21 protein-coding genes are annotated in these 26,189 nt (G+C 71.4%); 12 read left to right on the plus strand and 9 right to left on the minus strand.

The annotated features are described in order from the left end of the window. Positions 1 to 53 precede the first annotated feature (53 nt). On the minus strand, positions 54 to 578 hold the full coding sequence (locus tag KYY02_RS28895; protein WP_371243044.1) for a DUF4245 domain-containing protein: 525 nt from the start codon (positions 576 to 578) through the stop codon (positions 54 to 56). A gap of 126 nt (positions 579 to 704) precedes the next feature. Between KYY02_RS28895 and glpX the strand changes: the two genes are divergently transcribed. Then, positions 705 to 1,739, plus strand: coding sequence for a class II fructose-bisphosphatase (gene glpX, locus KYY02_RS28900; RefSeq protein ID WP_371243046.1), 1,035 nt, complete (start codon positions 705 to 707; stop codon positions 1,737 to 1,739). A gap of 241 nt (positions 1,740 to 1,980) precedes the next feature. Here glpX and KYY02_RS28905 read toward each other — a convergent pair whose 3' ends face one another. Then, positions 1,981 to 2,355 carry a WhiB family transcriptional regulator gene (locus tag KYY02_RS28905; RefSeq protein WP_371243048.1) on the minus strand — a complete coding sequence of 125 codons (375 nt, stop codon included), beginning with the start codon at positions 2,353 to 2,355 and terminating at the stop codon, positions 1,981 to 1,983. 94 nt (positions 2,356 to 2,449) lie between these two features. After that, positions 2,450 to 3,145 (minus strand): DUF1707 SHOCT-like domain-containing protein, encoded by a 696-nt coding sequence (locus tag KYY02_RS28910; RefSeq protein ID WP_371243050.1) that lies wholly within the window; start codon positions 3,143 to 3,145, stop codon positions 2,450 to 2,452. Between the two features lie 279 nt (positions 3,146 to 3,424). On the opposite strand from KYY02_RS28910, the gene KYY02_RS28915 reads away from it, so the two are divergent. From KYY02_RS28915 to KYY02_RS28930, 4 genes are all read left to right on the plus strand, one after another. Then, positions 3,425 to 5,095, plus strand: a complete 1,671-nt coding sequence (locus KYY02_RS28915) for a fumarate hydratase (protein ID WP_371243053.1) — start codon at positions 3,425 to 3,427, stop codon at positions 5,093 to 5,095. An 806-nt stretch (positions 5,096 to 5,901) separates the two neighbouring features. Next, positions 5,902 to 7,305, plus strand: a complete 1,404-nt coding sequence (locus KYY02_RS28920) for a class II fumarate hydratase (protein ID WP_371243055.1) — start codon at positions 5,902 to 5,904, stop codon at positions 7,303 to 7,305. A gap of 73 nt (positions 7,306 to 7,378) precedes the next feature. Continuing rightward, complete coding sequence (fomD, locus tag KYY02_RS28925) at positions 7,379 to 8,077, plus strand: cytidylyl-2-hydroxypropylphosphonate hydrolase (RefSeq protein WP_371243057.1); 699 nt, start codon at positions 7,379 to 7,381, stop codon at positions 8,075 to 8,077. A gap of 274 nt (positions 8,078 to 8,351) precedes the next feature. Beyond that, positions 8,352 to 10,478, plus strand: coding sequence for a SpoIIE family protein phosphatase (locus KYY02_RS28930; RefSeq protein WP_371243059.1), 2,127 nt, complete (start codon positions 8,352 to 8,354; stop codon positions 10,476 to 10,478). A gap of 65 nt (positions 10,479 to 10,543) precedes the next feature. Here the strand turns inward: KYY02_RS28930 and KYY02_RS28935 are convergent, their stop codons facing one another. Beyond that, on the minus strand, positions 10,544 to 12,862 hold the full coding sequence (locus tag KYY02_RS28935; RefSeq protein WP_371243061.1) for a transglycosylase domain-containing protein: 2,319 nt from the start codon (positions 12,860 to 12,862) through the stop codon (positions 10,544 to 10,546). A 259-nt stretch (positions 12,863 to 13,121) separates the two neighbouring features. Between KYY02_RS28935 and KYY02_RS28940 the strand changes: the two genes are divergently transcribed. From KYY02_RS28940 to KYY02_RS28960, 5 genes are all read left to right on the plus strand, one after another. After that, complete coding sequence (locus tag KYY02_RS28940) at positions 13,122 to 14,057, plus strand: SPFH domain-containing protein (RefSeq protein ID WP_371243063.1); 936 nt, start codon at positions 13,122 to 13,124, stop codon at positions 14,055 to 14,057. Further along, positions 14,054 to 14,323 carry a type II toxin-antitoxin system antitoxin gene (locus tag KYY02_RS28945; RefSeq protein ID WP_371243065.1) on the plus strand — a complete coding sequence of 90 codons (270 nt, stop codon included), beginning with the start codon at positions 14,054 to 14,056 and terminating at the stop codon, positions 14,321 to 14,323. The genes KYY02_RS28940 and KYY02_RS28945 overlap by 4 nt, the downstream gene beginning before the upstream one ends. Positions 14,324 to 14,471: 148 nt before the next feature. Continuing rightward, positions 14,472 to 14,996, plus strand: coding sequence for a PadR family transcriptional regulator (locus tag KYY02_RS28950; RefSeq protein ID WP_371243067.1), 525 nt, complete (start codon positions 14,472 to 14,474; stop codon positions 14,994 to 14,996). Further along, positions 14,993 to 15,688: an ABC transporter ATP-binding protein gene (locus tag KYY02_RS28955; protein WP_371243069.1), complete on the plus strand. Its 696-nt coding sequence runs from the start codon at positions 14,993 to 14,995 to the stop codon at positions 15,686 to 15,688. The genes KYY02_RS28950 and KYY02_RS28955 overlap by 4 nt, the downstream gene beginning before the upstream one ends. Then, positions 15,685 to 18,021, plus strand: coding sequence for an ABC transporter permease (locus KYY02_RS28960; protein WP_371243071.1), 2,337 nt, complete (start codon positions 15,685 to 15,687; stop codon positions 18,019 to 18,021). The genes KYY02_RS28955 and KYY02_RS28960 overlap by 4 nt, the downstream gene beginning before the upstream one ends. Positions 18,022 to 18,042: 21 nt before the next feature. Here the strand turns inward: KYY02_RS28960 and KYY02_RS28965 are convergent, their stop codons facing one another. After that, positions 18,043 to 18,987: a hydrogen peroxide-inducible genes activator gene (locus KYY02_RS28965; protein ID WP_371243073.1), complete on the minus strand. Its 945-nt coding sequence runs from the start codon at positions 18,985 to 18,987 to the stop codon at positions 18,043 to 18,045. Positions 18,988 to 19,120: 133 nt separating this feature from the next. Here KYY02_RS28965 and KYY02_RS28970 point away from each other — a divergent pair, with 133 nt between their 5' ends. Both KYY02_RS28970 and KYY02_RS28975 read left to right on the plus strand, forming a co-directional pair. After that, positions 19,121 to 19,675, plus strand: a complete 555-nt coding sequence (locus KYY02_RS28970) for a peroxiredoxin (RefSeq protein WP_371243075.1) — start codon at positions 19,121 to 19,123, stop codon at positions 19,673 to 19,675. 6 nt (positions 19,676 to 19,681) lie between these two features. After that, a complete protein-coding gene (locus KYY02_RS28975; protein ID WP_371243077.1) occupies positions 19,682 to 20,215 on the plus strand; it encodes an alkyl hydroperoxide reductase in 534 nt (177 codons plus the stop codon). Positions 20,216 to 20,584: 369 nt separating this feature from the next. Here the strand turns inward: KYY02_RS28975 and KYY02_RS28980 are convergent, their stop codons facing one another. The 4 genes from KYY02_RS28980 to KYY02_RS28995 form a co-directional block, all read right to left on the minus strand. Then, entirely contained in the window at positions 20,585 to 21,997 is a 1,413-nt protein-coding gene (locus KYY02_RS28980) for an AI-2E family transporter (RefSeq protein WP_371243079.1), read from the minus strand. A 143-nt stretch (positions 21,998 to 22,140) separates the two neighbouring features. Then, entirely contained in the window at positions 22,141 to 22,857 is a 717-nt protein-coding gene (locus KYY02_RS28985; protein WP_371243081.1) for an aggregation-promoting factor C-terminal-like domain-containing protein, read from the minus strand. Between the two features lie 409 nt (positions 22,858 to 23,266). After that, a complete protein-coding gene (phoH2, locus tag KYY02_RS28990; RefSeq protein ID WP_371243082.1) occupies positions 23,267 to 24,592 on the minus strand; it encodes an RNA 5'-3' helicase PhoH2 in 1,326 nt (441 codons plus the stop codon). Between the two features lie 306 nt (positions 24,593 to 24,898). Beyond that, on the minus strand, positions 24,899 to 25,672 hold the full coding sequence (locus KYY02_RS28995; RefSeq protein WP_371243084.1) for an isoprenyl transferase: 774 nt from the start codon (positions 25,670 to 25,672) through the stop codon (positions 24,899 to 24,901). Positions 25,673 to 26,189: the final 517 nt, after the last annotated feature.

Here is a 26,189-nt window from a genome sequence, read left to right on the forward strand (position 1 = left end):
CCCCCCCGGCGGCCCCCCCGGGGGGGGGGGGCCCCGCCCCCTGTGGGTTCCGCTCACTCCGTGCGCAGCGCCCCGGCCATCTTCGTCAGCTGCCCGAACGACGCCGTGCCGGTCACGACGGTGGTCGAGCCCTCGGTGCCCTCCAGCACCAGCGCGTCGTAGTGGTCGCCCTCGTAGCGCGTCCAGGTCTCGCCGTCGATCTGCTGAGTGGTCCCCGTCTTCACGGCGCCCTGCGTCGCGTCCTCGATGAACGCCGACCGCTTGCCCGCGGACTGCTCGACCGCCACGTACTCCCCGTCGGGGGCGTGGTAGCCGAGGTGCCAGGCCTCGGACTCGGCGCCCCGGTAGCGGACGGAGGTGGGCTTCCACGCCTCCGGCAGGCCCTCCGGCGCGGCGACGGGGTAGGAGGCGGCCCGGCGGGCCGTGAGCAGGTCGACCCGGTAGTCGACCCGCTTGATGTCGGGTGCACCGTCCTCGTGCGGGATGAACAGCCAGACCACTCCCGCGACGAGCATGATGAGCGCCAGGGAAAGGATCATGTCCCGGGCCGTTTTCTGCACGCTGCTCGTTCCTGCCACGTCCCCTATCGTCGCAGGTGCCCGGTGCGCTCATCCGTGGGGGGCCCTGCTCATTTTGTCGGACTGGCGATAGAGTCGTGTCCCACACCCTCATCCGGCCGTCGTCGTACAGAAAGGTGCGCTCCGATGACCGAACACCATCACCTGCCGTCCGAGCTCGATGTCCCGTCCGAGGCCCCCGACCGCAACCTCGCCCTGGAGCTCGTACGGGTCACCGAGGCGGCGGCCATGGCGGCCGGCCGCTGGGTAGGGCGCGGCGACAAGAACGGCGCCGACGGCGCCGCGGTGCGCGCCATGCGCACCCTCGTCTCCACCGTCTCGATGAACGGCGTCGTCGTCATCGGCGAGGGCGAGAAGGACGAGGCCCCGATGCTCTTCAACGGGGAGCGCGTGGGTGACGGGACCGGCCCGGAGTGCGACATCGCCGTCGACCCGATCGACGGCACGACGCTGACCGCCAAGGGCATGACGAACGCCATCGCGGTGCTGGCCGCCGCCGAGCGCGGCTCGATGTTCGACCCGTCGGCCGTGTTCTACATGGACAAGCTGGTCACCGGCCCCGAGGCCGCCGACTTCGTCGACATCAACGCGCCGGTGAACGTGAACATCCGCCGGGTCGCCAAGGCCAAGCGGGCCACCCCCGAGGACGTCACCGTGGTGATCCTCGACCGGCCGCGGCACGAGGGCGTCATCAAGGAGATCCGGGAGACCGGGGCGCGCATCAAGCTGATCTCCGACGGCGACGTGGCCGGCTCGATCCTCGCGCTGCGCGAGGGCACGGGCATCGACCTGCTGCTCGGAGTGGGCGGCACCCCCGAGGGCATCATCTCGGCCTGCGCGGTGAAGTGCCTGGGTGGGACCATCCAGGGCAAGCTGTGGCCCAAGGACGACGAGGAGCGGCAGCGGGCGGTCGACGCCGGGCACGATCTGGACCGGGTGCTGACCACGGAGGACCTGGTCACCGGGGACAACGTGTTCTTCGTGGCGACGGGGATCACCGACGGCGAGCTGCTGCGCGGGGTGCGGTACCGGTCGGAGACGGCCACGACCGATTCCATCGTGATGCGGTCCAAGTCGGGGACGGTCCGCAGGATCGACTCCGAGCACCGGCTCAGCAAACTGCGGGCTTACAGCGCGGTCGACTTCGACCGGGCCAAGTGAGACGTCACTTCGGCACGTGGGGCCTGCGGCGCGCGGGTGCATGGGGGGCTGGTGACGCAGTTCCCCGCGCCCCTGGGTGAACTGCCCCGCCCGGCGTGAGAAGACGCCACCCGTACGGAGGGGGGCGCCCGCGCGGCGGACCCGTACGTGCCACAACCCGGCGCTGCCGGGCGAGTTGGCCCACACGGCGCGAGAAGGCGTCCCCTGTGCGGAGGGGGCGCCCTCGCTCGTTGCGTGCGTGTCAGCCCGCCGCCGCGATGCGGCCCGGACGGGCGGTCTTCTTCAGCTCCATCTCGCGGCGCCTGCGGCGGGCCAGGGCCACTCGGCGTTCGGCGGCGGTGAGGCCGCCCCAGACGCCGTAGGGCTCGGGCTGGAGCAGGGCGTGCTCGCGGCACTCGACCATCACCGGGCAGCGGGCACAGACGCGCTTGGCCGCCTCCTCGCGGGAGAGTCGGGCGGCGGTGGGTTCCTTCGAGGGTGCGAAGAACAGCCCGGCCTCGTCGCGCCGGCACACCGCCTCGGTGTGCCAGGGGGTGTCCTGGTCCCTGTCCCGCGCTGCCGCTCGCTGGGCCGGAACAGCGGCTATCTGCAGGGACGAATGCGGCGGTTGCAGCACGGTCTACTCCTGACGACGGCTTCGCGAGCGAGACACGATGCAGCAAGGCTTACCCGATGTGCGCGTGCCTATGCACTGAGTTCCGAACCGCGCGTCAGTGCCCCAGATGCCTGCGCACACTCCGGTCGACCTTGCGCTGCACCCGGTCGAGGATGTCCGCCACGAACTTGCCGCGCCTGGGCCGTGCCTCGACGGAGCCCAGCACCGCCCAGCCGTCCACGTAGACCACCGGGGCCTCGGGGTCGGTCGCGTCGAGCGTGGCCACCTCGAAGGCGCCGAGCACGCCACCGCCCATGCCGCGCAGCGACACGTTCTCCGGGACGCGGATCTCGACGCTGCCGAAGACGGCGAACGACTTGATCACGACCTGCTGGTGGTCGAACAGCGCCTCGCTGAGGTCGATCTCGACACTGCCGAAGATCGCGTACGCGTGGATGCGGCGGCCGGCGCGCCAGCGGCCCTTGCGGGTCGCCGCGCCGAACACCGCGACCACGTTGTCATCGGGGTCCACCGGAATCGCACCGGTGGTGGGGCGGCTGGGGGCGGAGGCGTGTGCCGCGCGCCGCTGGTGGCCCGCGGGCAGGTCCCGGACGAACACCTCCAGCTCCCCGACCGTCTTGGCGGCCAGCACGCCCTCGACGCGCTCCGCGTGCTCGTCGGCGGTGAGGCGGCCCTCGGCGAGGGCCTCGCGCAGGAGGCCGGCGGTACGGTCCCGGTCGGCGTCGGAGGCGCGCAGCTCGGCCGTCCGCGGTGCCGTGTCCGGCTGCTGGGCGTGCTTCTGAAGGTCCACGACAGCAGCGTACCGAAACGCGATAGATCGCGACTACCCTCCGGCGGGGGCAACTGAGGACAACCTCACAGGCTCACCGCGGGGAGCAGGTCCTACGCTGGTGGGCGCCCGCCGACGTCGGCGGGCGCCCGGCGAGCGGGCCGAAGGGGTGCGCCTGTGCGGAGGGCCCGAACGCGCGGAGGCCGAGGGGCCGAGCACGATCGGGCCCTCCACACGGGCTCCGGCGCCCCGGAGGCGAGCCGCTCCGGAAGACTTCCCGTCGAGTGAGGAATGGGCGAGATGCCTGAGTTCGAGTACGCCGATCTGCTCCCCATGGGAGAGGACACCACCCCCTACCGGCTGGTGACCTCCGAAGGTGTCTCCACCTTCGAGGCCGACGGACGGACGTTCCTCAAGGTGGAGCCGGAGGCGCTGCGCAAGCTCGCCGAGGAGGCCATCCACGACATCCAGCACTACCTGCGCCCCGCGCACCTGGCCCAGCTGCGCCGCATCATCGACGACCCCGAGGCGTCGGCCAACGACAAGTTCGTCGCCCTGGACCTGCTGAAGAACGCGAACATCGCGGCGGCGGGCGTGCTGCCGATGTGCCAGGACACCGGCACGGCGATCGTCATGGGCAAACGCGGGCAGAACGTGCTCACACAGGGGCGCGACGAGGAGGCCCTCTCCCGGGGCGTCTACGACGCGTACAAGAACCTCAACCTGCGCTACTCGCAGATGGCTCCGCTCACCATGTGGGAGGAGAAGAACACCGGCTCCAACCTCCCCGCGCAGATCGAGCTGTACGCGACGGACGGCGACGCCTACAAGTTCCTGTTCATGGCCAAGGGCGGCGGATCGGCCAACAAGTCGTTCCTCTACCAGGAGACCAAGGCCGTCCTGAACGAGGCCTCCATGATGAGGTTCCTGGAGGAGAAGATCCGTTCGCTGGGCACGGCCGCCTGCCCGCCGTACCACCTGGCGATCGTCGTCGGCGGCACGTCGGCCGAGTACGCGCTGAAGACCGCGAAGTACGCCTCCGCGCACTACCTGGACGAGATCCCGAGCAAGGGTTCGCCGCTCGGGCACGGTTTCCGGGACAAGGAGCTGGAGGAGAAGGTCTTCGAGCTGACGCAGAGGATCGGGATCGGGGCCCAGTTCGGGGGCAAGTACTTCTGCCACGACGTGCGGGTGGTGCGGCTGCCCCGGCACGGGGCGTCGTGCCCGGTCGCGATCGCGGTGTCGTGCTCGGCGGACCGGCAGGCCGTCGCGAAGATCACCTCCGAGGGCGTGTTCCTGGAGCAGCTGGAGACCGACCCGGCGCGGTTCCTGCCGGAGACGACCGCCGAGCAGCTCGAGGAGTCGGGCGACGTCGTCAGGATCGACCTCAACCAGCCGATGGACGACATCCTGGCCGAGCTGACCAAGTACCCGGTCAAGACGCGGCTCTCGCTGACCGGGCCGCTGGTCGTGGCGCGGGACATCGCGCACGCGAAGATCAAGGAGCGGCTGGACGCTGGCGAGGAGATGCCGCAGTACCTGAAGGACCACCCGGTCTACTACGCGGGTCCCGCGAAGACGCCGGAGGGGTACGCGTCGGGGTCGTTCGGGCCGACGACGGCCGGGCGCATGGACTCGTACGTGGAGCAGTTCCAGGCCGCCGGCGGGTCCAAGGTGATGCTGGCGAAGGGGAACCGGAGCAAGCAGGTCACGGACGCGTGCGACACGCACGGGGGCTTCTACCTCGGGTCCATCGGCGGGCCGGCGGCCCGGCTCGCACAGGACTGCATCAAGAAGGTCGAGGTCGTCGAGTACGAGGAGCTCGGGATGGAGGCGGTGTGGAGGATCGAGGTGGAGGACTTCCCCGCGTTCATCGTCGTCGACGACAAGGGGAATGACTTCTTCCAGGATCCTTCGCCGCAGCAGCCGACGTTCACGTCGATTCCGGTGCGGGGACCCGGGCTGGCGTAGTCCCGCGGGAAGGGGCGGTGGGGGCGAGGCCTCTCGTCCCCACCGCCCCTTCCCGTCCCCGGCCCTCGGGGGCACTGCCCTCCGGACTCCTCTCCGGCGTTCGAGGAGCGGGGTCCGAATCGGACCACTGCCGTCCGCACAGCGGGCCCCGTGTGCTTCTTTCGGGCCATCAGGCCCCGGCCCCTGCCTTTCCGTCGACCGGCTCAACCGGCACTGCGAGCCTTCTCGCCAATCCGACATGCTCATGCCATGTGGATCCTGCGTGGTCCACCCCACGGCCGCCTCCCGGAGGAGACAAGGTGAAACGAGGACTCGCCGTGGCGGGCTTCTCGCTCGCCGTCGTGCTCGGCTGCGGCGCGCTCCCGCCGCGGCCGCCGGCGGGCACACGAGCACCGGGGCGATCAGCCGGACGGTGACCGTGCCGGCCGGGTGCTCCCGGGCGTCGCCGGCCTACTGGCTGCAGCACATCGGCACCGACGAGTCCGGTTCGACCGCGTACGACAGGTTCGCCGTCAGGGCCGGCGGCACCACGCTCGCCACCCTGTCCAACGTCGACGCCGGCAGCGGCCACGTACGGCGGTCGGTCGACCTGTCGGCGTACGCCGGGCAGACGGTGACCCTGACCTTCACCGCCGGCGAGGACCGCAGCCTGCGGACCGGCCTCCTCCCGGACGACGTCTCCCTCCGGAGCGGCCGGCCTCCCCCCACGGGCCCCCGCCCCGCCGCGCTCCTCCTGCGGTGGGGCGGCGGCCGTCCGGGAATACGCTCGTCGGACACCACTGCTGTGCATGCTCGGAGGTACGACGATGACGACCACGGACGACGACCGGCACTACCGCGTCGAGCACGACTCCATGGGGGAGGTGAAGGTACCGGCCGACGCCAAGTGGCGCGCGCAGACCCAGCGCGCCGTGGAGAACTTCCCGGTCTCCGGGCAGCGCCTGGAGCGCGCCCACATCGAGGCCCTGGCCCGGATCAAGGGCGCCGCGGCCAAGGTGAACGCCCGGCTCGGGGTGCTGGACGAGGACGTAGCCGAGGCGATCCAGGAGGCGGCCGGCGAGGTCGCCGAGGGACTGTGGGACGACCACTTCCCCGTCGACGTGTTCCAGACGGGCTCCGGGACCTCGTCCAACATGAACGCCAACGAGGTCGTCGCCACGCTCGCCACCGAGCGGCTGGGGCGGGACGTGCACCCCAACGACCACGTCAACGCCTCGCAGTCGTCCAACGACGTCTTCCCCTCGTCCCTCCACATCGCCGCGACCGCCGCCGTCACCCGCGATCTGATCCCGGCCCTCGACCACCTCGCCGCGTCCCTGGAGCGCAAGGCCGGGGAGTTCGCCGACGTGGTGAAGTCCGGACGGACCCACCTGATGGACGCCACCCCGGTGACCCTGGGCCAGGAGTTCGGCGGGTACGCGGCCCAGGTGCGGTACGGGATCGAGCGGCTGAACTCCTCACTGCCGCGCCTCGCCGAGCTGCCGCTGGGCGGGACCGCCGTCGGCACCGGCATCAACACCCCTCCGGGGTTCTCCGCCGCCGTCATCGAGGAGGTCGCCCGCGCGACCGGACTGCCGCTGACCGAGGCGCGCGACCACTTCGAGGCGCAGGGCGCCCGGGACGGCGTCGTGGAGACCAGCGGGCAGCTGCGCACCGTCGCCGTCGGACTGACGAAGATCGCGAACGACCTGCGGTGGATGGCGTCGGGGCCGCGCACCGGCCTCGCCGAGATCAGCCTGCCCGACCTCCAGCCCGGCTCCTCGATCATGCCCGGCAAGGTCAACCCGGTGATCCCGGAGGCGGTGCTCATGGTGTGTGCGCAGGTCACCGGCAACGACGCGACCGTCGCCGCGGCCGGCGCCTCCGGCAACTTCGAGCTCAACGTCATGCTGCCGGTCATCGCGAAGAACGTGCTGGAGTCGGTGCGGCTGCTCGCCAACGTCTCCCGGCTGCTCGCCGACCGCACCGTCGACGGGATCGTCGCGCACCGGGAACGGGCCCGGGAGTACGCCGAGTCCTCGCCGTCCGTGGTCACCCCGCTCAACAAGTACATCGGCTACGAGGAGGCCGCCAAGGTCGCCAAGAAGTCCCTGGCCGAGCGGAAGACCATCCGGCAGGTGGTCCTGGAGGACGGCTACGTCGAGCGCGGCGACCTCACCGCCGAGCAGCTCGACGAGGCGCTGGATGTCCTGCGTATGACGCGCCCGTAAAGCCTCGCGCGCCGGACGTGAACCGTGACGGGTGGCCACGGCGTCGTACGGCCGTGACACCTACTATCTGGCCATGGCGGAGGGCGGAGCGACGATGCGCGGAGAAGAGGAAGCGGACGGGACGGCCGGACCCTGGGCGCCCGGGGCACAGATCCTGTGGCGGTACCGGGAGAACGGCGGCGCGCGCATCCACATCGCGCGCCCCGTCACGGTCGTGCGCGACGACCCGGAGCTGCTCGCGGTGTGGATGGCGCCCGGCACCGAGTGCGTGAAGCCGGTGCTCGCCGACGGCACGCCGGTGCACCGGGAGCCGCTCGGCACCCGGTACACCAAGCCGCGCGCGGTGGGACGGGGCCGCTGGCTGGGCACCGGTGTGCTGAAGCTGGCCCGGCCCGGCGAGCCCTGGTCGGTGTGGCTGTTCTGGGACCCGGGCTGGCGGTTCAGGAACTGGTACGTGAACCTGGAGGAGCCGCTGGCCCGCTGGGCGGGCGGGGTGGACTCCGAGGATCACTTCCTGGACATCTCCGTGCGCCCGGACCGGAGCTGGTCCTGGCTGGACGAGGACGAGTTCGCGCAGGCCCGGCGGGACGGTCTGGTGGACTCCGCGCTGGCCGGGAGGGTGCGGGAGGCCGGGCGTGCCGCGGTGGCGGTGATCGAGGCCTGGGGGACGCCGTTCGCCGACGGGTGGGAGAACTGGCGCCCGGACCCGTCGTGGACGGTACCGTCACTGCCACGGGACTGGGACCGCACTCCGGCGCATGCGTCCTCGTGAGACTCTTGCTGCGCCCCCGGGCAGGAAACGTAGGATCGTCCTCCGCAAGGGTGCGGGGCAGCAATCACCGGAGCGCGCACCAGGCTTGACCGATCGTCACCGAGGGGCGGCAGGACGTGAGCGAGGGGTACGGGAACACCGGCGCCGGCCGGGAACGGCCGGCCAACGGCACAGGAACAACCTCTGACCACGCGGAAATTCCGTTCCGGGGGCATGTATTCCGGGTATCGGAGTCTCGGCGGGACGAACCGCGCGCACGGCGTGCGCCGGACGGATGGACTCGACACGCGTGACGGAGCAGCCGACCTCCTTCGAACGCCCGCAGCCGGGCGTCGACCCCGCGGATCCCCGCGGGGCGCTCCTGCGTACCCCGCCACCGGAGCGTGTGCCGGGCGCCGGGGCCGCCTTACCCGTACAGAGCCGTTCCGACGGTGAGCCTCCCGCGTCCGGGGCCGCGCCCCCGGGGCCGTCGGGGGCCGCGCCGCCGGACACGGTGACACCCGGCGGCACCGGCCAGGACCCGGCGGCCGGCCCCGGCTCCGAGCACTCCCAGCCGGGTGCCGGACAGGGCGCCGGGCCGGACACGCACCGGCCGCGTCCCGCGCCCGAGGGCATTCCGGTGCAGCCGGTCATGGGCCCCGACGGCGAGGAGCGACGCACCGGGCAGCTCGCCCGGCCCGGCCGGCCCACTCCGATGCGGCGGGACGGGGACCGGCTGCGTTTCGTCGGCGCCGCGACACGGCGGATCGCCCGCGGCATCGACCTGGACGAGATCGTGATGGGGCTGTGCCGGGCCACCGTGCCCACCTTCTCCGACGCGATCCTGGTCTATCTGCGCGATCCGCTGCCGGTCGGCGACGAGCGGCCCACCGGCCCGCTGGTGCTGCGGCTGCGGCGCACCGACCGGATACCCGCCGAGCGGGACACCGAGGGCGGGTTCACCCCGGCCGCCCCGCCGGAGCCGTCCGAGCTGGACTCGGTCGGCGCGGAGCTGTGCACGGTGCGGCCCGGCAGCGCGCTCGCCGAGGTGCTGCGCGGTGTACGACCGGTGTTCACGGACGCGCCCGCGGCCCGCGCCGCGCTGCCCGAACTGCTCGGCGAGGAGGGCCCGGCAGCCGTGCCGGACGGGCAGCGGGCGATCCTCGCGCCGCTGCGCGGCCGGCGGCGGGTGATCGGCGCGGCGCTGTTCCTGCGCCGCCCGGAGCGCATCCCGTTCGAGGCCGACGACCTGCTCGTCGCCGCGCAGCTCGCCACGCACAGCGCCCTCGGCATCGACAAGGCGGTGCTGTACGGGCGGGAGGCGTACATCGCGGACGAGCTGCAGCGCACGATGCTGCCGGAGACCCTGCCGCGCTGCACCGGGGTGCGGCTGGCGTCCCGGTACCTGCCGGCCGCGGAGACCGCGCGGGTCGGCGGCGACTGGTACGACGCCATCCCACTGCCCGGCAGCCGGGTCGCGCTGGTGGTCGGCGACGTCATGGGGCACTCCATGACGTCGGCGGCGATCATGGGCCAGCTGCGCACCACCGCACAGACCCTGGCCGGGCTCGACCTGCCCCCGCAGGAGGTGCTCCACCACCTCGACGAGCAGGCGCAGCGGCTCGGCGTGGACCGCATGGCGACCTGTCTGTACGCGGTGTACGACCCGGTCTCGCACCGCATCACCATCGCCAACGCCGGCCACCCGCCGCCCGTCCTGCTGGAGCTGGGCGGCCGGGCCGAGGTGCTGCGGGTGCCCGCGGGCGCCCCGATCGGCGTGGGCGGGGTGGACTTCGAGGCGGTCGAGCTGGACGCGCCCGCCGGGGCGACCCTGCTCCTGTACACCGACGGCCTGGTGGAGTCCCGGCTGCGGGACGTGTGGACCGGGATCGAGCAGCTGCGGGAGAAGCTCGCCGCGACCGCGCAGCTCACCGGCCCGGACCATCCGCCGCCGCTGGAGGCGCTGTGCGACGAGGTGCTCGACATGCTCGGTCCCGGCGACCGGGACGACGACATCGCACTGCTCGCCGCCCGCTTCGACGGGATCGCGCCGAGCGACGTGGCGTACTGGTTCCTGGAGCCGGAGGACGCGGCCCCCGGCCGGGCCCGCCGCCTCGCCCGGCGGGCGCTGTCCCGCTGGGGCATGGAGGAACTGAGCGACTCGGTGGAGCTGCTGGTCAGCGAGGTGGTGACCAACGCCGTGCGGTACGCCACGCGGCCGGTCACCCTGCGGCTGCTGCGCACCGACGTGCTGCGTTGCGAGGTCGGTGACGACGTGCCCCAGCTGCCGCGGCTGCGGCAGGCGCGGGCCACGGACGAGGGCGGGCGCGGGCTGTACCTGGTGAACCGGCTGGCCCGGCGCTGGGGTGCGACCCGGCTGAGCACGGGCAAGGTGGTGTGGTTCGAGCTGAACCACGGCTGAACCGCCGTACGACGTGACGCGAGGGGCGCCCGGTGCGGTCACCGGGCGCCCCTCGCGTTCTCCGTCTACTCCTCCTCGCCACCTTCCGGGTCGCCCGGACCGCCCGGATCGGCCGGATCGCCCGGTATGCCGGACGTCGGCGGTACCGACGGCTCCGCGGTCGTGGGCTCCGTCGTCGGCGTCCTGCTCGGCGTCCCGGGCGGCGGCGTCCTGGACGGGGTCCCGGACGGGGTCCCGGACGGGGTCCCGGCGGCCGGATCCTCCGTCGCGGGCTCCTCGCTCGGCGTCTTCGACGGCGACTGCGAGGCCGACGGCGAGGTGCGCGGCTTCACCGCGTTGCCCTGCTTGGTGTCCAGGTCGAACTTCGTGACCTCGTCCATGACGCCGAAGGTGTACGCGGCCCAGATCGCCGCCGGGGGGCCACCGCCGTTGACGCGGTAGTCGACGCCGGCCGCCCGGTACATCGGGACCTGCGCGCCGCTCTTCGCGTCCTCGCCGAACAGTCCGACCGAGGTGACCAGTTCGGGGGTGAAGCCGGTGAACCAGGCCGACCTGTTGTTGTCGGACGTACCCGTCTTGCCGGCGACCTGCTGGCCGTTGCGCAGCGGGTTCTCCCGCACGGACGCCTTGGCCGTACCGTCGTCGACCACGCCGGTCAGCACGGAGGTCACCGTGTCGGCGGCCTCGCGGCTGATGACCTGCTCGCCGATCGGGTCGGGGAACTCGACCACGCGGTCCTTGTGCTCGACCGACTTCACGATCGCCGGGGTGACCTTCTTGCCGTGGTTGTCGAGGGTGGCGTAGACGCCGGCCATCTCCAGCGGGCTCGCGCCCATGCTGCCCAGGGTCTGGGCGGGCACGGCCTCCATGCCCTCGGTCTCCATGCCGAGTTCGCCCGCGGTCTCCACCACCTCGGTCATGCCGACGTCGATGCCCATCTGCGCGAAGACCGAGTTGACGGACTTGTTCATCGCCTCCTGGACGGTGATGTCCCCGTAACTCCTGTCGTCCTCGTTGGGCGGTGCGAAGCCGACCTTCTTGCCGCCGTCCATCACGGGGCGCTCGCTCGTGCCGTCGTAGAGGGTGTTCGCCGTGATCGGCACGCCGTCCTGGGTCTCGGCGTCCTGGTCCACGGCCGCGGCGAGGATCACCGGCTTGAAGGTCGAGGCGGCCTGGTAGTCGTCGCGGGTGGCGTTGTTCCGGTAGTGCTTCACGTAGTCCACGCCGCCGTACATCGCCAGGACCGCGCCCGTCTTCGGGTCCATGGAGACGGCGCCGGCCTGGACGTCGGCGTCGACCTCGCGCTTCTTCGGGTCCAGCTTGCTGGTGAGCTCGGTCCTGACCGCCTCCTCCAGCGCCTTCTGCTTCTTCTTGTCGATGTTGAGCGTGATGGTGTAGCCGCCGAGGTCCAGCATGGCGTCGGCCTGCTTCATGTCCTCGGCGGTGCCCTGGGCGACGAGCTGCCGCTCGACCGCGGCGTTCGCCGCCTCGACCAGGTAGCCGGTCTGGCCCTCCATACCGGGGGCGGGCCTGGGCTCCTCGGGGACCGGGAACTCCATGCCCTGGCGGTCGGCCCGGTCCAGCCACTTCTGCTCGACCATGTTGTCCAGGACGTAGTTCCACCGCTCCTGGACGAGCTTCTTGCCGGTGTCGCTGGCGATCGCCCAGTCGTACTGGTTCGGCGCCTGGAGCAGCGCGGCGAGGTACGCGCCCTGCTCGACGGTCAGGTCCTCGGCGTCGACGCGGTAGTAGGCCCGCGCGGCGGCCTGGACGCCGTAGGCGCCACGGCCGTAGAAGCTGGTGTTGATGTAGCCGGCGAGGATGTAGTCCTTGGACTTCTCCCGGTCCAGCTTCAGGGAGATGACCAGTTCCTTCAGCTTGCGGGTGACGGTCTGTTCCTGCGTCAGGTAGTAGTTCTTGACGTACTGCTGGGTGATCGTCGAACCGCCCTGCGCGCCCTTGCCGGAGACCGTGTTGAGCAGGCCGCGCGCGGTGCCCTTGAGGTCGACGCCGGAGTCCTTGTAGAAGGACTTGTTCTCGGCGGCGACGAAGGCGCGCTGGACGTCCTTGGGCACCTTCGCCAGGTCGACGATCTCACGGTTGCGCTCGCCCGTGCGGGCCATGATGCTGCCGTCGCTGTACTCGTAGACGTTGCTCTGCCACTCGGCGTCGGCGTTCCCCTCGGGGATGCCGATCACCATGTACAGCACGATGAAGGCGCCCATGCCGAGCATGCAGAGGCCGAAGAACGTGCCGAGGATCTTCTTCCAGGTGAAGAGGCGGCGTATGCCGCTGCGGCCGGCCGTGCCCGACGGACGGCGGCCCCTGGGTGCCGCACGGCGCCCACCGCGCTGTCGTGCGCGTCTTTCTTCCGCTCGTCCCATGCGTCCGTTCCGCTCCGCTTCGTTCGTGTGTGCTCTGCAGCCACACCAGTTCGCCGCTCGGGTCAGCTCAGAAAAATAACACCGGGAGCTATGACAAAGAGCCGCCGATCCGGCCTTTACGGGCGTGACAATCAGCACCTGTCCAGTGGAACCGACGTGCGGGAGGGGTGCGGGGTTGCCGTGTTCAAGTAAAGTGATATCACTTAGATAGACAGGCGCTAGCCGCTCGGCGGGCGCCCGGAGAGACGGGGGATCACCCATGTCCACACACGACACGCAGGTCACGGCCGGTGTGCCCGAGATGCCGGCCCCGCGCGTGCGGGAGTTCGCGGCGCACAGCATCGGCGGCGGGCTGGCACTGCTGCTCGGCCTCGTCGGCCTGCTGGCCGGTACCGGGCTGATCGTCACCGCCACGGTGGTCACCGGGACCGGCGCCAAGGCCGCACTGATCATCGGCGGCATCCTGGTCGCCGCCGCCGCGTTCCTCGCGATGTGCGGGCTGAACATGGTGGCGCCGGGCGAGGCGCGGGTGGTGCAGCTCTTCGGCCGCTACCGGGGCACGATCCGCCAGGACGGGCTGCGCTGGGTGAACCCCCTCACCTCGCGCCGGAAGATATCGACGCGGGTGCGCAACCACGAGACCGCCGTCCTGAAGGTGAACGACGCCTACGGCAACCCGATCGAGCTGGCCGCGGTCGTGGTGTGGCGGGTGGAGGACACCGCGCAGGCCACCTTCGAGGTGGACGACTACGTCGAGTTCGTCTCCACCCAGACCGAGGCGGCCGTGCGGCACATCGCCATCGAGTACCCCTACGACGCCCATGACGAGGCCGGCCTGTCGCTGCGCGGCAACGCCGAGGAGATCACCGAGAAGCTCGCCGTCGAACTCCACGCGCGCGTGGAGGCGGCCGGGGTGCAGATCATCGAGTCCCGGTTCACCCACCTCGCGTACGCCCCCGAGATCGCCTCGGCGATGCTCCAGCGACAGCAGGCGGGTGCCGTCGTGGCGGCGCGACAGAAGATCGTGGAGGGGGCCGTGGGCATGGTGGAGACGGCGCTGGCCCGGATCGCCGAGCAGGAGATCGTGGAGCTGGACCCCGAACGGAAGGCGGCGATGGTGTCCAACCTGATGGTGGTGCTGTGCGGTGACCGATCCGCTCAGCCGGTCCTCAACACCGGGACGCTCTACCAGTGACGACTCCGTCCGGGGGTTCGGCCCCCCAGGGCCGGCCGCAGCGCAAGCAGGTGCTGCTGCGGCTGGACCCGTCGGTGTACGAGGCGCTGGCGCGCTGGGCGAACGACGAGCTGCGCTCGGCGAACGCGCAGATCGAGTTCCTGCTGCGGCGGGCTCTCGCGGAGGCCGGGAGGCTGCCCGGCGAGGCGGGGCCCCTGCCTCGCCGCGGCCGTCCCCCCGGGGGCGGCCCTCCCGGGGAGTCCGCCCCCGGGCCCCCCTCGGCCTGAACGGACCGCCCCGGACGGATCGGTCGCCCCCGGGAGCCGGTGGCAGAACCGTGACAATCGGCTCCCACCTGGCCCTTTCCCCTCCCGCCCGCCTTCTATACACGAGGTGTATACATGCCGCGTATACACCGCGTGTAGAGTGCTCCGTATGTCCATCGGTCACACCCTCCTGGGGCTCCTGGAGTCCGGCCCGCGTCACGGTTACGACCTGAAGCGGGCCTTCGACGAGAAGTTCGGTCACGACCGGCCGCTGCACTACGGCCAGGTCTACTCGACGATGTCCCGCCTGCTGAAGAACGGGTTCGTCGAAGTCGACGGCATCGAGACCGGCGGCGGTCCCGAGCGGAAGCGGTACGCGATCACCGAGGCCGGCATCACCGATGTCGGGCACTGGCTCGCCACGCCGGAGAAGCCGGAGCCGTACCTCCAGTCCACGCTCTACACCAAGGTCGTCCTCGCCCTGCTCACCAGCCGGGACGCCGCCGACATCCTCGACACTCAGCGCTCGGAGCACCTACGCGGCATGCGGACCCTCACCGAGCGCAAGCGCAAGGGCGACCTCGCCGACCAGCTCATCTGCGACCACGCCCTGTTCCACCTCGAGGCCGACCTGCGCTGGCTGGAGCTGACCGCGGCACGTCTCGACAAGCTCCGTGCGGCGGTGACCCGGTGACCCCTCCCGTTCCCGCCGGTTCCCTGCTCGCCGCCCAGGACCTGCGCAAGGTCTACGGCCCCACCACCGCACTCGACGGCGCCGCCTTCTCCATCCACCCCGGCGAGGTCGTCGCCGTGATGGGACCCTCCGGGTCGGGCAAGTCGACGCTGCTGCACTGCCTCGCCGGGATCGTCACCCCCGACTCCGGGTCGATCATGTACAACGGGCGTGAGCTGACCGCGATGAGCGACGCCGAACGCAGCGCCCTCAGGCGTTCGGAGTTCGGCTTCGTCTTCCAGTTCGGGCAGCTCGTCCCGGAGCTCACCTGTGTGGAGAACGTCGCCCTGCCGCTGCGGCTGAACGGCACGCCCCGCAAGGAGGCCGAGCGGGCCGCGCTGGCCTGGATGGAGCGTCTGGAGGTCGACGACGTCCGCAAGAAGCGGCCCGGCGAGGTCTCCGGCGGTCAGGGCCAGCGGGTCGCCGTGGCCCGGTCGCTGGTCACCGGCCCGCGGGTGCTGTTCGCCGACGAGCCGACCGGCGCGCTGGACTCGCTCAACGGCGAGCGGGTGATGGAGCTGCTCACCGAGGCCGCCCGGTCCACCAACGCCGCCGTCGTCCTCGTCACCCACGAGGCGCGGGTGGCCGCGTACTCCGACCGCGAGGTCGTCGTGCGCGACGGGAAGTCCCGGGACATGGAGCGCGCCGTATGAACGCCCGGCAGTGGGCGCGGGACCTGGGCATGGGGACCCGGTACGCCTTCGCCGGCGGACGCGAGGGCTGGGTCCGGGCACTGCTCACCGCCGTGGGCGTCGGCCTGGGCGTGGCGCTGCTGCTCCTCACCACCGCCCTGCCCGGCGCCCTGTCGGAGCGGCACCGGCGGGAGGAGGCGCGCCTCGACCACACCTTCGGCCGGGAGATCGAGCACAGGTCCGACCGCACCCTGATCATCGCGAGGACCGACACCGAGTTCGACGACCGCGGCGTCCGCGGCCGGCTGCTGGAACCGGAGGGTCCGAAGGCCCCCCTCCCCCCGGGCCTGCGGGAGTTCCCGGCGCCGGGTGACATGGTGGCCTCCCCCGCGCTCGAGAAGCTGCTGGAGTCCGACAGCGGCGCGCTGCTGCGCGAACGCATCCCGTACGACCTCGTGGGGACGATCGGTGAGCAGGGGCTGATCGGTTCGCAGGAACTCGCCTACTACGCGGGCGCCGAGGGACTCGCGGAGCGGGTCGGCGGGTCCTCGGCGACGCGTCTGGACTCCTTCGGGAACCCCGACCCCACGGAGGAGGAGACGGATCCGGTCCTGGTGCTGCTGGTGCTGGTCGTCTTCGTGGTGCTGCTGATGCCGGTCGCCGTGTTCATCGCCGCGGCGGTGCGGTTCGGCGGCGAACGGCGCGACCGCAGGCTGGCGGCGCTCCGGCTGGTCGGCTCCGACGGTGGCATGACCCGGCGGATCGCCGCGGGCGAGGCATTCGCCGGGGCGCTGCTGGGACTGGTGTTCGGCACCGGGTTCTTCCTTGCCGGACGTGAACTCGCGGCCTTCCTCGAGGTGCAGGGCATCAGTGTCTTCCCGAGCTATCTGAACCCCTCGCCGCTGCTCGCGTTGCTGGTCGCGGTGGCGGTTCCCGCGGCCGCCGTGCTGGTGACCCTGCTCGCGCTGCGCGGGGTGGTCATCGAGCCGCTGGGCGTGGTGCGCACGGCCCGGCCCGCCCGCCGCCGGCTGTGGTGGCGCCTGCTGCTGCCGCTCGCCGGGATCGGGATGCTGTTCCCCATGATCGGTCAGGGCCGGGAGAACGGAAACTTCAACCAGTACCTGGTCACCGGCGGAGTCGTCTGTCTGCTCGTCGGGATCACCGCACTGCTGCCGTGGATCGTGGAGACGGTCGTCGCCCGGCTCGGCCCGGGCAGCGTCTCCTGGCAGCTGGCGGTGCGCCGCCTCCAGTTGAGCAGCGGAGCGGCGGCACGTCTGGTCAACGGCATCGCCGTGGCCGTGGCCGGAGCGATCGCGCTCCAGATGCTGTTCGCCGGGGTCGAGGACACCTACACCAGGGACACGGGTTACGACGTGTCGACGGCGCAGATACAGGTACGCATCCCGGAGGGCGTCGAAACCGCCGCGGCCGCCGCGGAGTTCGAGGAGACCGAGGGGGTGCGCAAGGTCTACGCGCTCTCCGAGGCCTACTTCTCGGACCGGCCCCGGGACCAGGAACCCGAGCGCTTCGCGGAGCTGACCGTCGGCGACTGCGCCACCCTGCGCAAGGTGGCGAGACTGCCCTCGTGCGAGGACGGCGACACCTTCGCGGTCCGGGGCAACGAGTACGACACCGACACAGCGGCGCTGAGCGAACCGGGCCGGAAGCTGTACCTGGAGACCACCGGCGAGGACGGCGAGACCGGGAACGCCGTCTGGACCGTGCCGGAGACGCTCCAGCAGGCCGACTCCGTCAAGGACCCGACGGGCACGCTGCGCGGCGGCTTCCTGATGACCCCGGGCGCGCTGACCGCCCCCCTCGGCGAGGCCGTCACCGGGCAGCTGTACCTCTCGGTGGACGACTCGGTGCCCCACGCCCACGAGTACGTGCGCAACACGGCGTATGCGATCGACCCGCTGTCGGAGTTGATTACCTGGTACTCCACCGAGCGCTCCGGCCGCTACGAGTCCATCCGCCAGGGCCTGTTCGTCGGCGCCACCGCCGTGCTGGCGCTGATCGGGGCGAGCCTGCTGGTCTCCCAGCTGGAGCAGTTGCGGGAACGCCGCAAACTGCTGTCCGCCCTCGTCGCCTTCGGCACCCGCCGGCGCACCCTGAGCCTGTCGGTGTTCTGGCAGACGGCGATACCGATCGGCCTGGGCCTGCTGCTGGCCTCGGTGGTGGGCGTGGCCCTGGGCGCGGTGCTGCTGAAGATGACCGCGACACCGGTGGGCGTGGACTGGGCGAGCGTGCTGAGGATGACCGGCGTCGGCGCGGGCGTGGTCCTCGTGGTGACCCTGCTGAGCCTGCCCCCGCTGCTGCGCATGATGCGCCCGGACGGCCTCCGGACGGAGTGAGCGGTACGGATGGCGGGACGCTCAGCCCCCCGCCATCCGTACCGGGAGGTCCCGCATCGCCGCTCGCAGGGACGCCGCCAGTGCCCTGTGCTCCGCCGCCCTGGCCGTGCCCGTGCGCATGGCGAGGGCGATGCGGCGGGAAGGGGCCGGGTCGGCGAAGCGGGCGGTGAGCAGCCGGTTGGAGCGGGCGGTCTCGACCTGGACGGCGGTGCGCGGCAGCAGGGTCACCCCGAGGCCGCCCGCGACCAGTTGGACGAGCGTGCCCAGTCCGGCCGCCGTCGTCGTGGCCGGGACGTCGGCCCGCCCGGCCTCCCGGCAGATGTCCAGGGCCTGGTCGCGCAGGCAGTGGCCCTCGTCGAGCAACAGCAGGTTCAGCTCGCGCAGCGCCGCGCGGGGGATGCCCTCCCGGCCGCCGAGGCGGTGGCCGAGCGGGGTGACCAGCACGAAGTCCTCGTCGAAGAGGGGGATTTCGGTCACGCCGGGGACGCCGAGGGGCACCGCGAGCAGCAGCAGGTCGAGCCGGCCGCCGGCCAGTCCGTCCAGCAGGCTCGCGGTCTGCTCCTCGTGCACCTGGAGGTCGAGGAGCGGGTAGCGTCCGCGGACCAGTCGCAGGACCGTCGGCAGCAGATAGGGCGCGACGGTCGGGATCACGCCGAGCCGCAGCACCCCGGTGAACGGCGCCCGCAGTGCGTCCGCCTCCTCCAGCAGCGCCCCGACCTCCTCCAGCACCGCCTTGGCGCGGACGGCGAGCCGCTCACCGGCCGGGGAGAGCAGCACCTTGCGCGTCGTACGCTCCACGAGGGTGACGCCGAGGGTCTCCTCCAGTGCCGACACGGCACCCGACAGCGCCGGCTGGCTCATCCCGATCGCCGAGGCGGCGTCCCGGAAGTGCAGATGCTCGGCCACCGCGGCGAACGCGCGGAGTTGGGCGAAGCTGGGCTGCCTGCGCCTCTTGCTCACGGTCACTGATAGCTACCTCCGATCAACACGACCGAGTGTAGCTATTTCACTAATCAATACACGGTGTGCCAACATCAACAAGGTCCAACCCATGGGAAACGCTCGCAATCCGGGTGTTTCCCCGCTGCAAGGAGAACCCGTGCTCACTGTCGGTGACAAGTTCCCCGATTTCGAACTGACCGCCTGTGTCTCGCTGGAGAAGGGCAAGGAGTTCGAGACGATCGACCACAAGACCTACGAGGGCAAGTGGAAGGTCGTCTTCGCGTGGCCCAAGGACTTCACCTTCGTGTGCCCGACCGAGATCGCCGCCTTCGGCAAGCTGAACGACGAGTTCGCCGACCGTGACGCCCAGGTCCTGGGCTTCTCCGGCGACTCGGAGTTCGTCCACCACGCCTGGCGCAAGGACCACGACGACCTGCGCGACCTGCCGTTCCCGATGATGGCGGACTCCAAGCACGAGCTGATGCGCGCCCTCGGCATCGAGGGCGAGGACGGCTTCGCCAAGCGTGCCGTCTTCATCGTGGACCAGAACAACGAGATCCAGTTCTCCATGGTGACCGCCGGCTCCGTCGGCCGTAACCCCAAGGAGGTCCTGCGGGTCCTGGACGCCCTGCAGACCGACGAGCTCTGCCCGTGCAACTGGACCAAGGGCGACGAGACCCTGGACCCGGTCGCGCTGCTGGCCGGGGAGTGACCTGAGATGTCGCTCGACTCCCTGAAGTCCCGTCTCCCGGACTACGCCAAGGACCTGAAGCTCAACCTGGGCTCGGTCATCGGCAACTCCGGCCTGCCGGCCCAGCAGCTGTGGGGTACGGTGCTGTCGACGGCGATCGCCTCGCGCTCGGCGATCGTGCTGCGCGAGCTGGAGCCGGAGGCGAAGGCGAACCTGTCGCCGGAGGCGTACACGGCCGCCAAGGCCGCCGCCGCGGTGATGGCGATGAACAACGTCTTCTACCGCACCCGTCACCTGCTGTCGGACCACGAGTACGGCAACCTGCGCGCCGGTCTGCGGATGAACGTCATCGGCAACCCGGGCGTCGACAAGGTCGACTTCGAGTTCTGGTCCTTCGCGGTCTCCGCGATCAACGGCTGCGGCATGTGCCTCGACTCCCACGAGCAGGTGCTGCGCAAGGCCGGCGTGGAGCGCGAGGTCATCCAGGAGGCCTTCAAGATCGCCGCGGTGGTCCAGGCGGTCGCCGCCACCCTGGACGCGGAAGCGGCCCTCGCGGAGTAACTCCGTCCACCGCCACGCACCTCGGGCCCGCCCACCCCAACCGGTGGGCGGGCCCACCTCGTACGCCCCACGCCCCGTATCTCACGGCCCCGCATCCTCGCGCCCCGTGGCCCCACGCCTTCGCGTCCCGCGCTCCACGCCCCGCATCCCCGCGTCTGCGCGGGCAGTCGTGCCGCAGGGCGGCACGGGTGGGCGCGGCGGCGCCCCATCAGCGCCGGGCCGCACGGACACCCCGTCCCGCGCCGACACCGCCGGCCGGCGCTCGCCGGGTGCCTCCCACGCTTCCGGCTCCGCTCGAGCGTGGGCCCCCATCACCCTGCCGCCCCAGCGGCGCGACCGCCCGCAGCCGGGACGTCGAGGCGCCCGTGTCTACTCCTCGCCCGCGCCCCCCGGCCGCTTCTCCGCATCCACCTCCGCATCCGGCGTCGAAGGCTGAGGCGCCGGCGCCGCACCCGGCGCCGCCGGCAGCGGGGCGTCCGGTTCGGACATCGCCGTGGCGCCGCGCGGCCGGGGCGCCTGGACCGAGACCGTCTCGTGGGAGTACGCACGCAGGTAACCGACGACGGTGTTCGTGACCGCGACCAGCGGCACGGCCACCACCGCCCCGCCGATGCCGGCCACCATGCCGCCCGAGGCGACCGCCAGCACCACCGCGAGCGGATGGACCCGCACCGCACGGCCCAGGATGAACGGCTGGAGGATGTGCCCCTCGATCTGCTGCACCGCCAGCACCACCACCAGCGTCATGACGCCCGTGAACACCCCCTGGGTGACGAGTGCGACGACCACCGCCAGCGCTCCCGACACCACCGCACCCACCAGCGGGATGAACGAGAACAGGAAGATGAACACGGCGAGCGGCACCGCCATCGGCACATCGAGGAAGTAGATGCCGAGACCGATGAAGATCGCGTCGATCAGAGCCACTATCACCGTGCCGCGCACGTACGCCGTCAACGTCCGCCACGCGGCCGGGCCCGCCCCCGCGACACCCGGGCGGGCCGCCGCCGGAACGAGCCTCAGCGACCACTCCCAGATCCGCTTGCCGTCGTAGAGCAGGAACAGCGTCGAGAAGACCGCCAGCAGTATGCCGGTGAGCGCCTCGACCACGACGGTCACGCCCTCCAGGCCCGCCGAGGTGATCTGCTCGGTGTTGGCGCCGACCGCTTCCCGCAGGTTCTTGGCGATCTCGTTGATCTGCTTGTCGGTGACGTGGAAGGGGCTGTTGAGGAGCCAGTTGCGCAGCTCGTCGATGCCGTCCTGGATCTGGTCGGAGAGGTGGTCGATGTTCTCCATGACCTGCCAGGTCACGAACCAGCCGATGAGACCGATCACGACGAACCCGAACAGCGCAGTCAGCGCGGTGGCCGGCCCGCGCGGCACGCCGAGCCGCCTCATCCGCGCCACCGTCGGCTGCAGCAGCGCGGTGATCAGCAACGCGCCCACGAACGCCAGCACCACCAGCTGAACGGCGCTGATGACCCGCATGAGCACCCAGACCGTGCCGGCCAGCACCAGCAGCCGCCAGCCGGCCTCGGCCGCGACCCGTACTCCCCAGGGCACGGCCTGCGCCGGGTCGGGGCGGGCCGGAACGACGGTGGCCCGGTACTCGAGCGACGACTCAGGGGCGGGGCCCGGGGACTTCACCCGTCCGGGCTCGGGGTCGGCGTCGGCGTCCAGCGGGGGGTGTCGCTCCACCTCGGCGCGGCGCTCCTCCAGCCGCCTGCTGACCTCGGTCAGTCCGGCTCCGACCCGGCCGAGCCACCCTGGCACTCGCGACATGATCCGTCCTCTTCCCCCGTTTCTCCCCACCACTCCCCCTGGAGCCGTCGGTCAGACCGTACATGGCGAAAGCCCCGTACCGTAGGACGGTGCGGGGCTGTGCCGTGGTTGAGCGGGGCGGGGCCGAAGGGTTCCCGGTACTTCTAGTACCAGTGGTTGGCCTGCCAGAAGTTCCAGGCGCCGCAGGGGCTGCCGTAGCGGTCGTTCATGTAGCCCAGGCCCCACTTGATCTGCGTGGCCGGGTTCGTCGCCCAGTCGGCTCCGGCGGAGGCCATCTTGGAGCCCGGGAGCGCCTGCACCAGGCCATAGGCGTCGGAGGTGGGGTTGTCGGCCCGGTAGTTCCAGCTGGACTCGTGGTCCACGATGTTGCTGAAGCACTGGAACTGGTCCGCCGGGACGATCTGCCGGGCCATCGCCTGCACTTCGGCGATCGTGTAGGACGACTGGACCGCGAAGCTGGACGCGTCACGGGTCGCGGAACGGCTGGCGGCCTCCTCGGCCTCCGCGCGCTCCCTGGCCTCCCGCTCCGCCCTCTCCGCTCTCTCCGCCTTCTCGGCCGCTTCCTTCTTCTTCGCGACCGCCGTCTCGGCGGCGGCCTTGCGGGCGGCCTCCTCGGCGTCCTTCTTGGCGCTCGCGTCCGCGGCGATGGCCATCGTTTCGGCCTGCTGCGTCAGGGAGGCGGTCTGCACCTGGGCCTGCTGGCCCGCGGGGATGTCCGCGAGCAGCGTGGCGCCGCTTGCCGTCGCTTCGACGTCGTTGTTCTGCGCGGTGCTGCCCGAGGCAACACCGACGACGCTTCCGACAGCGGTGACCGCGGTGGCCGAGGCCACTGCGAATCCCCGGACCGAGATCCGGCTCACACGGTTTCCTTCCAGCATCGCCCGCTCCGGTGACCCTCGCGGACGCAATCGTGCCCCTGGCACTGGCCTCCCCAACTGCGGGTCACGGGAGGCGCGGGCCCGGTGGGCAACTCCTCCGAGGGAGCGCCGCGTGGTGCTCGGGCGGCATACGACGACGCTATGAAGTTGAGACTGTGGTGCCGTACCGCTGGGGGTACAGGTGTGTCGTATGCGGGGCCTGACAGGAGTGAGACTCTGCCGTAACCCGACGCCGCAAGGCAATTATCCGTTGCGTGTGAAAGCTCACATCCCGTTTGGCCCTGGGGGAATCCCGGAAATCCGCACACGTGCCGACGCCGCCCGGCTAGGCTCTACGCCTTTCCGGACGGCGCCTCCTGCAGGGCGACCGGCCCTCACGGGAAGCCGCGGGTCAGATCTGCCCGTCTTCCAGCATCTCGGTCACCAACGCGGCGATCCGGGACCTCTCGGACCGCGTCAGGGTGACGTGCGCGAACAGCGGATGCCCTTTCAGCTTCTCGACGACGGCGACCACACCGTCGTACCGACCGACCCTCAGATTGTCCCGCTGGGCCACATCATGGGTCAGGACGACCCGGGAATCGGCCCCGATGCGGGACAGAACGGTCAGCAGGACGTTCCGCTCCAGCGACTGGGCCTCGTCCACGATCACGAACGCGTCGTGCAGTGAGCGGCCCCGGATGTGGGTGAGCGGCAGGACCTCCAGCATGCCGCGCGCGGTGACCTCCTCGATGACCTCCCGGCTGGTGACCGCCGACAGCGTGTCGAACACCGCCTGCGCCCAGGGGCTCATCTTCTCCGCCTCGGAACCCGGCAGGTAGCCGAGCTCCTGCCCGCCCACCGCGTACAGCGGACGGAAGACCATCACCTTCTGGTGCTGACGGCGCTCCAGCACCGCCTCCAGGCCGGCGCACAGGGCCAGCGCCGACTTGCCGGTGCCGGCCCGGCCGCCCATGGAGACGATCCCGACGTCCGGATCGAGCAGCAGGTCGAGCGCGATCCGCTGTTCGGCGCTGCGGCCCTTGATGCCGAACACCTCCCGGTCGCCGCGCACCAGCCGCACGTTGCCCTCGGCGGTGACCCGCCCGAGCGCCTTGCCGCGCTCCGACTGGATGGTCAGCCCGGTGTGCACGGGCAGGTGCGCGGCCTCGGGCACGTACACGTGGCCCTCTTCGAAGAGGATGTCCACCTGCTCGCCGGGCAGGGTCAGTTCGGACATTCCGGTCCAGCCGGAGGAGTCCGTGATGGCGAGCTCCGCGCGGTACTCCTCGGCGAGGAGGCCCACGGAGGACGCCTTGATCCTGAGCGGGAGGTCCTTCGACACGACGGTGACGTCGAACCCCTCGGCCTGCAGGTTGCGGGCGACCGCGAGGATGCGGGAGTCGTTGTCCCCCAGGCGGTAGCCGCTGGGCAGCACGCTGGGGTCCGAGTGGTTGAGCTCGACCCGCACGGTCCCGCCGAGGTCCCCGGTGGGGATGGGGGCGTCGAGGCGGCCGTACCGCACCCGGTAGTCGTCCAGCAGGCGCAGCGCCTGACGGGCGAAGTAGCCGAGCTCGGGATGGTTCCGCTTGGCCTCCAGCTCGGTCACCACGACGACGGGGAGCACGACCTCGTGCTCGTCGAAGCGGCTCAGGGCGTTGGGATCGGCCAGCAGGACGCTGGTGTCGAGAACGTAGGTGCGCCGGTCGGGCTTGTGACGCTTTGCGCTGGTCACCACGGAAGGACGTACCCCCTCGGATGAGGTCGGGGAGCGACGAGACGGAGCTGGACCGGTCGACGGCCCTCGTGCACAGCGGGCCGGAAACCGGCCCTCCGCCGCTTCTTCCGTGCCGTGACCGCACGGTCGGGCTGGTGCAAAGGGCCTCCCGGGCGGACGGCGTCTGTGCCGCCCGCTGAGATCCGACACCCGTGGTTCGGGTGTCGACCTTCCTGGGTTATGCCCTCGAACGAACACCGCCATGCCATGGCATATGACGGCGGGCCGGTGAACTCCGTGTGACCTGCGCTGGATGCGCGGGGATGCTCAGCCGCCGTAGCGCCGGTGGCGGGCGGCGTAGTCGCGCATCGCGCGCAGGAAGTCGACCTTGCGGAAGGCCGGCCAGAACACGTCGCAGAAGTAGTACTCCGAATGCGCGGTCTGCCAGAGCATGAATCCGGACAGCCTCTGCTCACCGCTGGTGCGGATGACGAGGTCCGGATCGGGCTGGGCCCGGGTGTAGAGGTGACGTCCGATCATGTCGATGTCGACGGCCTCGGCGAGTTCGTCTATCGACGTGCCCTGCTCGTGGGCGTCCAGCAGCATGGAGCGCACCGCGTCGGCGATCTCCTGGCGACCGCCGTACCCGATGGCGACGTTGACCACTATGCCGTCGACGTCCGCGGTGGCCTGCTCGGCCTCCTTCAGGGTGGTCTGCATCCCGGAGGGCAGCAGGTCGCGCGTGCCGACGTGGTGCACCCGCCAGCGTCCGTCGTCCGCGAGGGTGCGCACCACGTCCTCGATGATGCCGAGGAGCGGGACGAGCTCCTCCTTCGGCCGGTCGAAGTTGTCCGTCGACAGCAGCCAGAGGGTGACGACCTCGACGTCCGTCTCGCTGCACCAGCCGAGGAACTCCTCGATCTTTTCCGCGCCGGCCCGGTGGCCGTGGACGGTGCTGGAGCCCGCGGCCTTCGCCCAGCGGCGGTTGCCATCCATGATGACGCCGATGTGCTTGGGCACCTGAGCGGTGTCCAGGTGACCTTCCACCCGGCGTGCGTACAACCTGACCAGCAGGCCACGCAGCTTGTCGCGCAGGTTCACGTGATCGTCAGCCCCTCCGTGCGGATCGGACAGGCGCGGCACGCCCCGCCGCGTCGCGCGGCGGGCGGCCCGGTCTCAGCCGCGGGCGGCCCCTGTCCGTATGGCGGTCCCCGAAGGCGAAGCGTACCCCTGCCGGGGCGAAGGTCCCCAAAGCCCGGGGTGGGTCGCACTCGCCGACTGCCCGGTGGCGGCACGCGGTTCGTCACCTGTACGGCCGCCGCATGTGCGCGGGCGCCGTATGCGGTGTGCCCGCCGCTCCCGGGCCGTCGTCCCGTCGGACCCTCATGCGGGGCCGAGAAAAAAACGGGCCGGTCCGTGGGGGGGGAGACGGACCGGCCCGAGGGGGGGTTCCACCATAACCCTTCGTAAGTGATGCTGCGTACATCGGCGCGCCATAACTACTCTCCGAAACCGCCTGACGACACGCGGGCGGACCCGGTAGGAGCCCCGCGCGACCTTGAGGTGGCCGAAAACCAGCGAAATCACGTGAAAAAAGAGCGGTGAGGAGGCTTTGCGC

The organism is Streptomyces pimonensis (genome assembly GCF_041380215.1).
In the GTDB taxonomy this organism is placed as follows: domain Bacteria; phylum Actinomycetota; class Actinomycetes; order Streptomycetales; family Streptomycetaceae; genus Streptomyces; species Streptomyces pimonensis.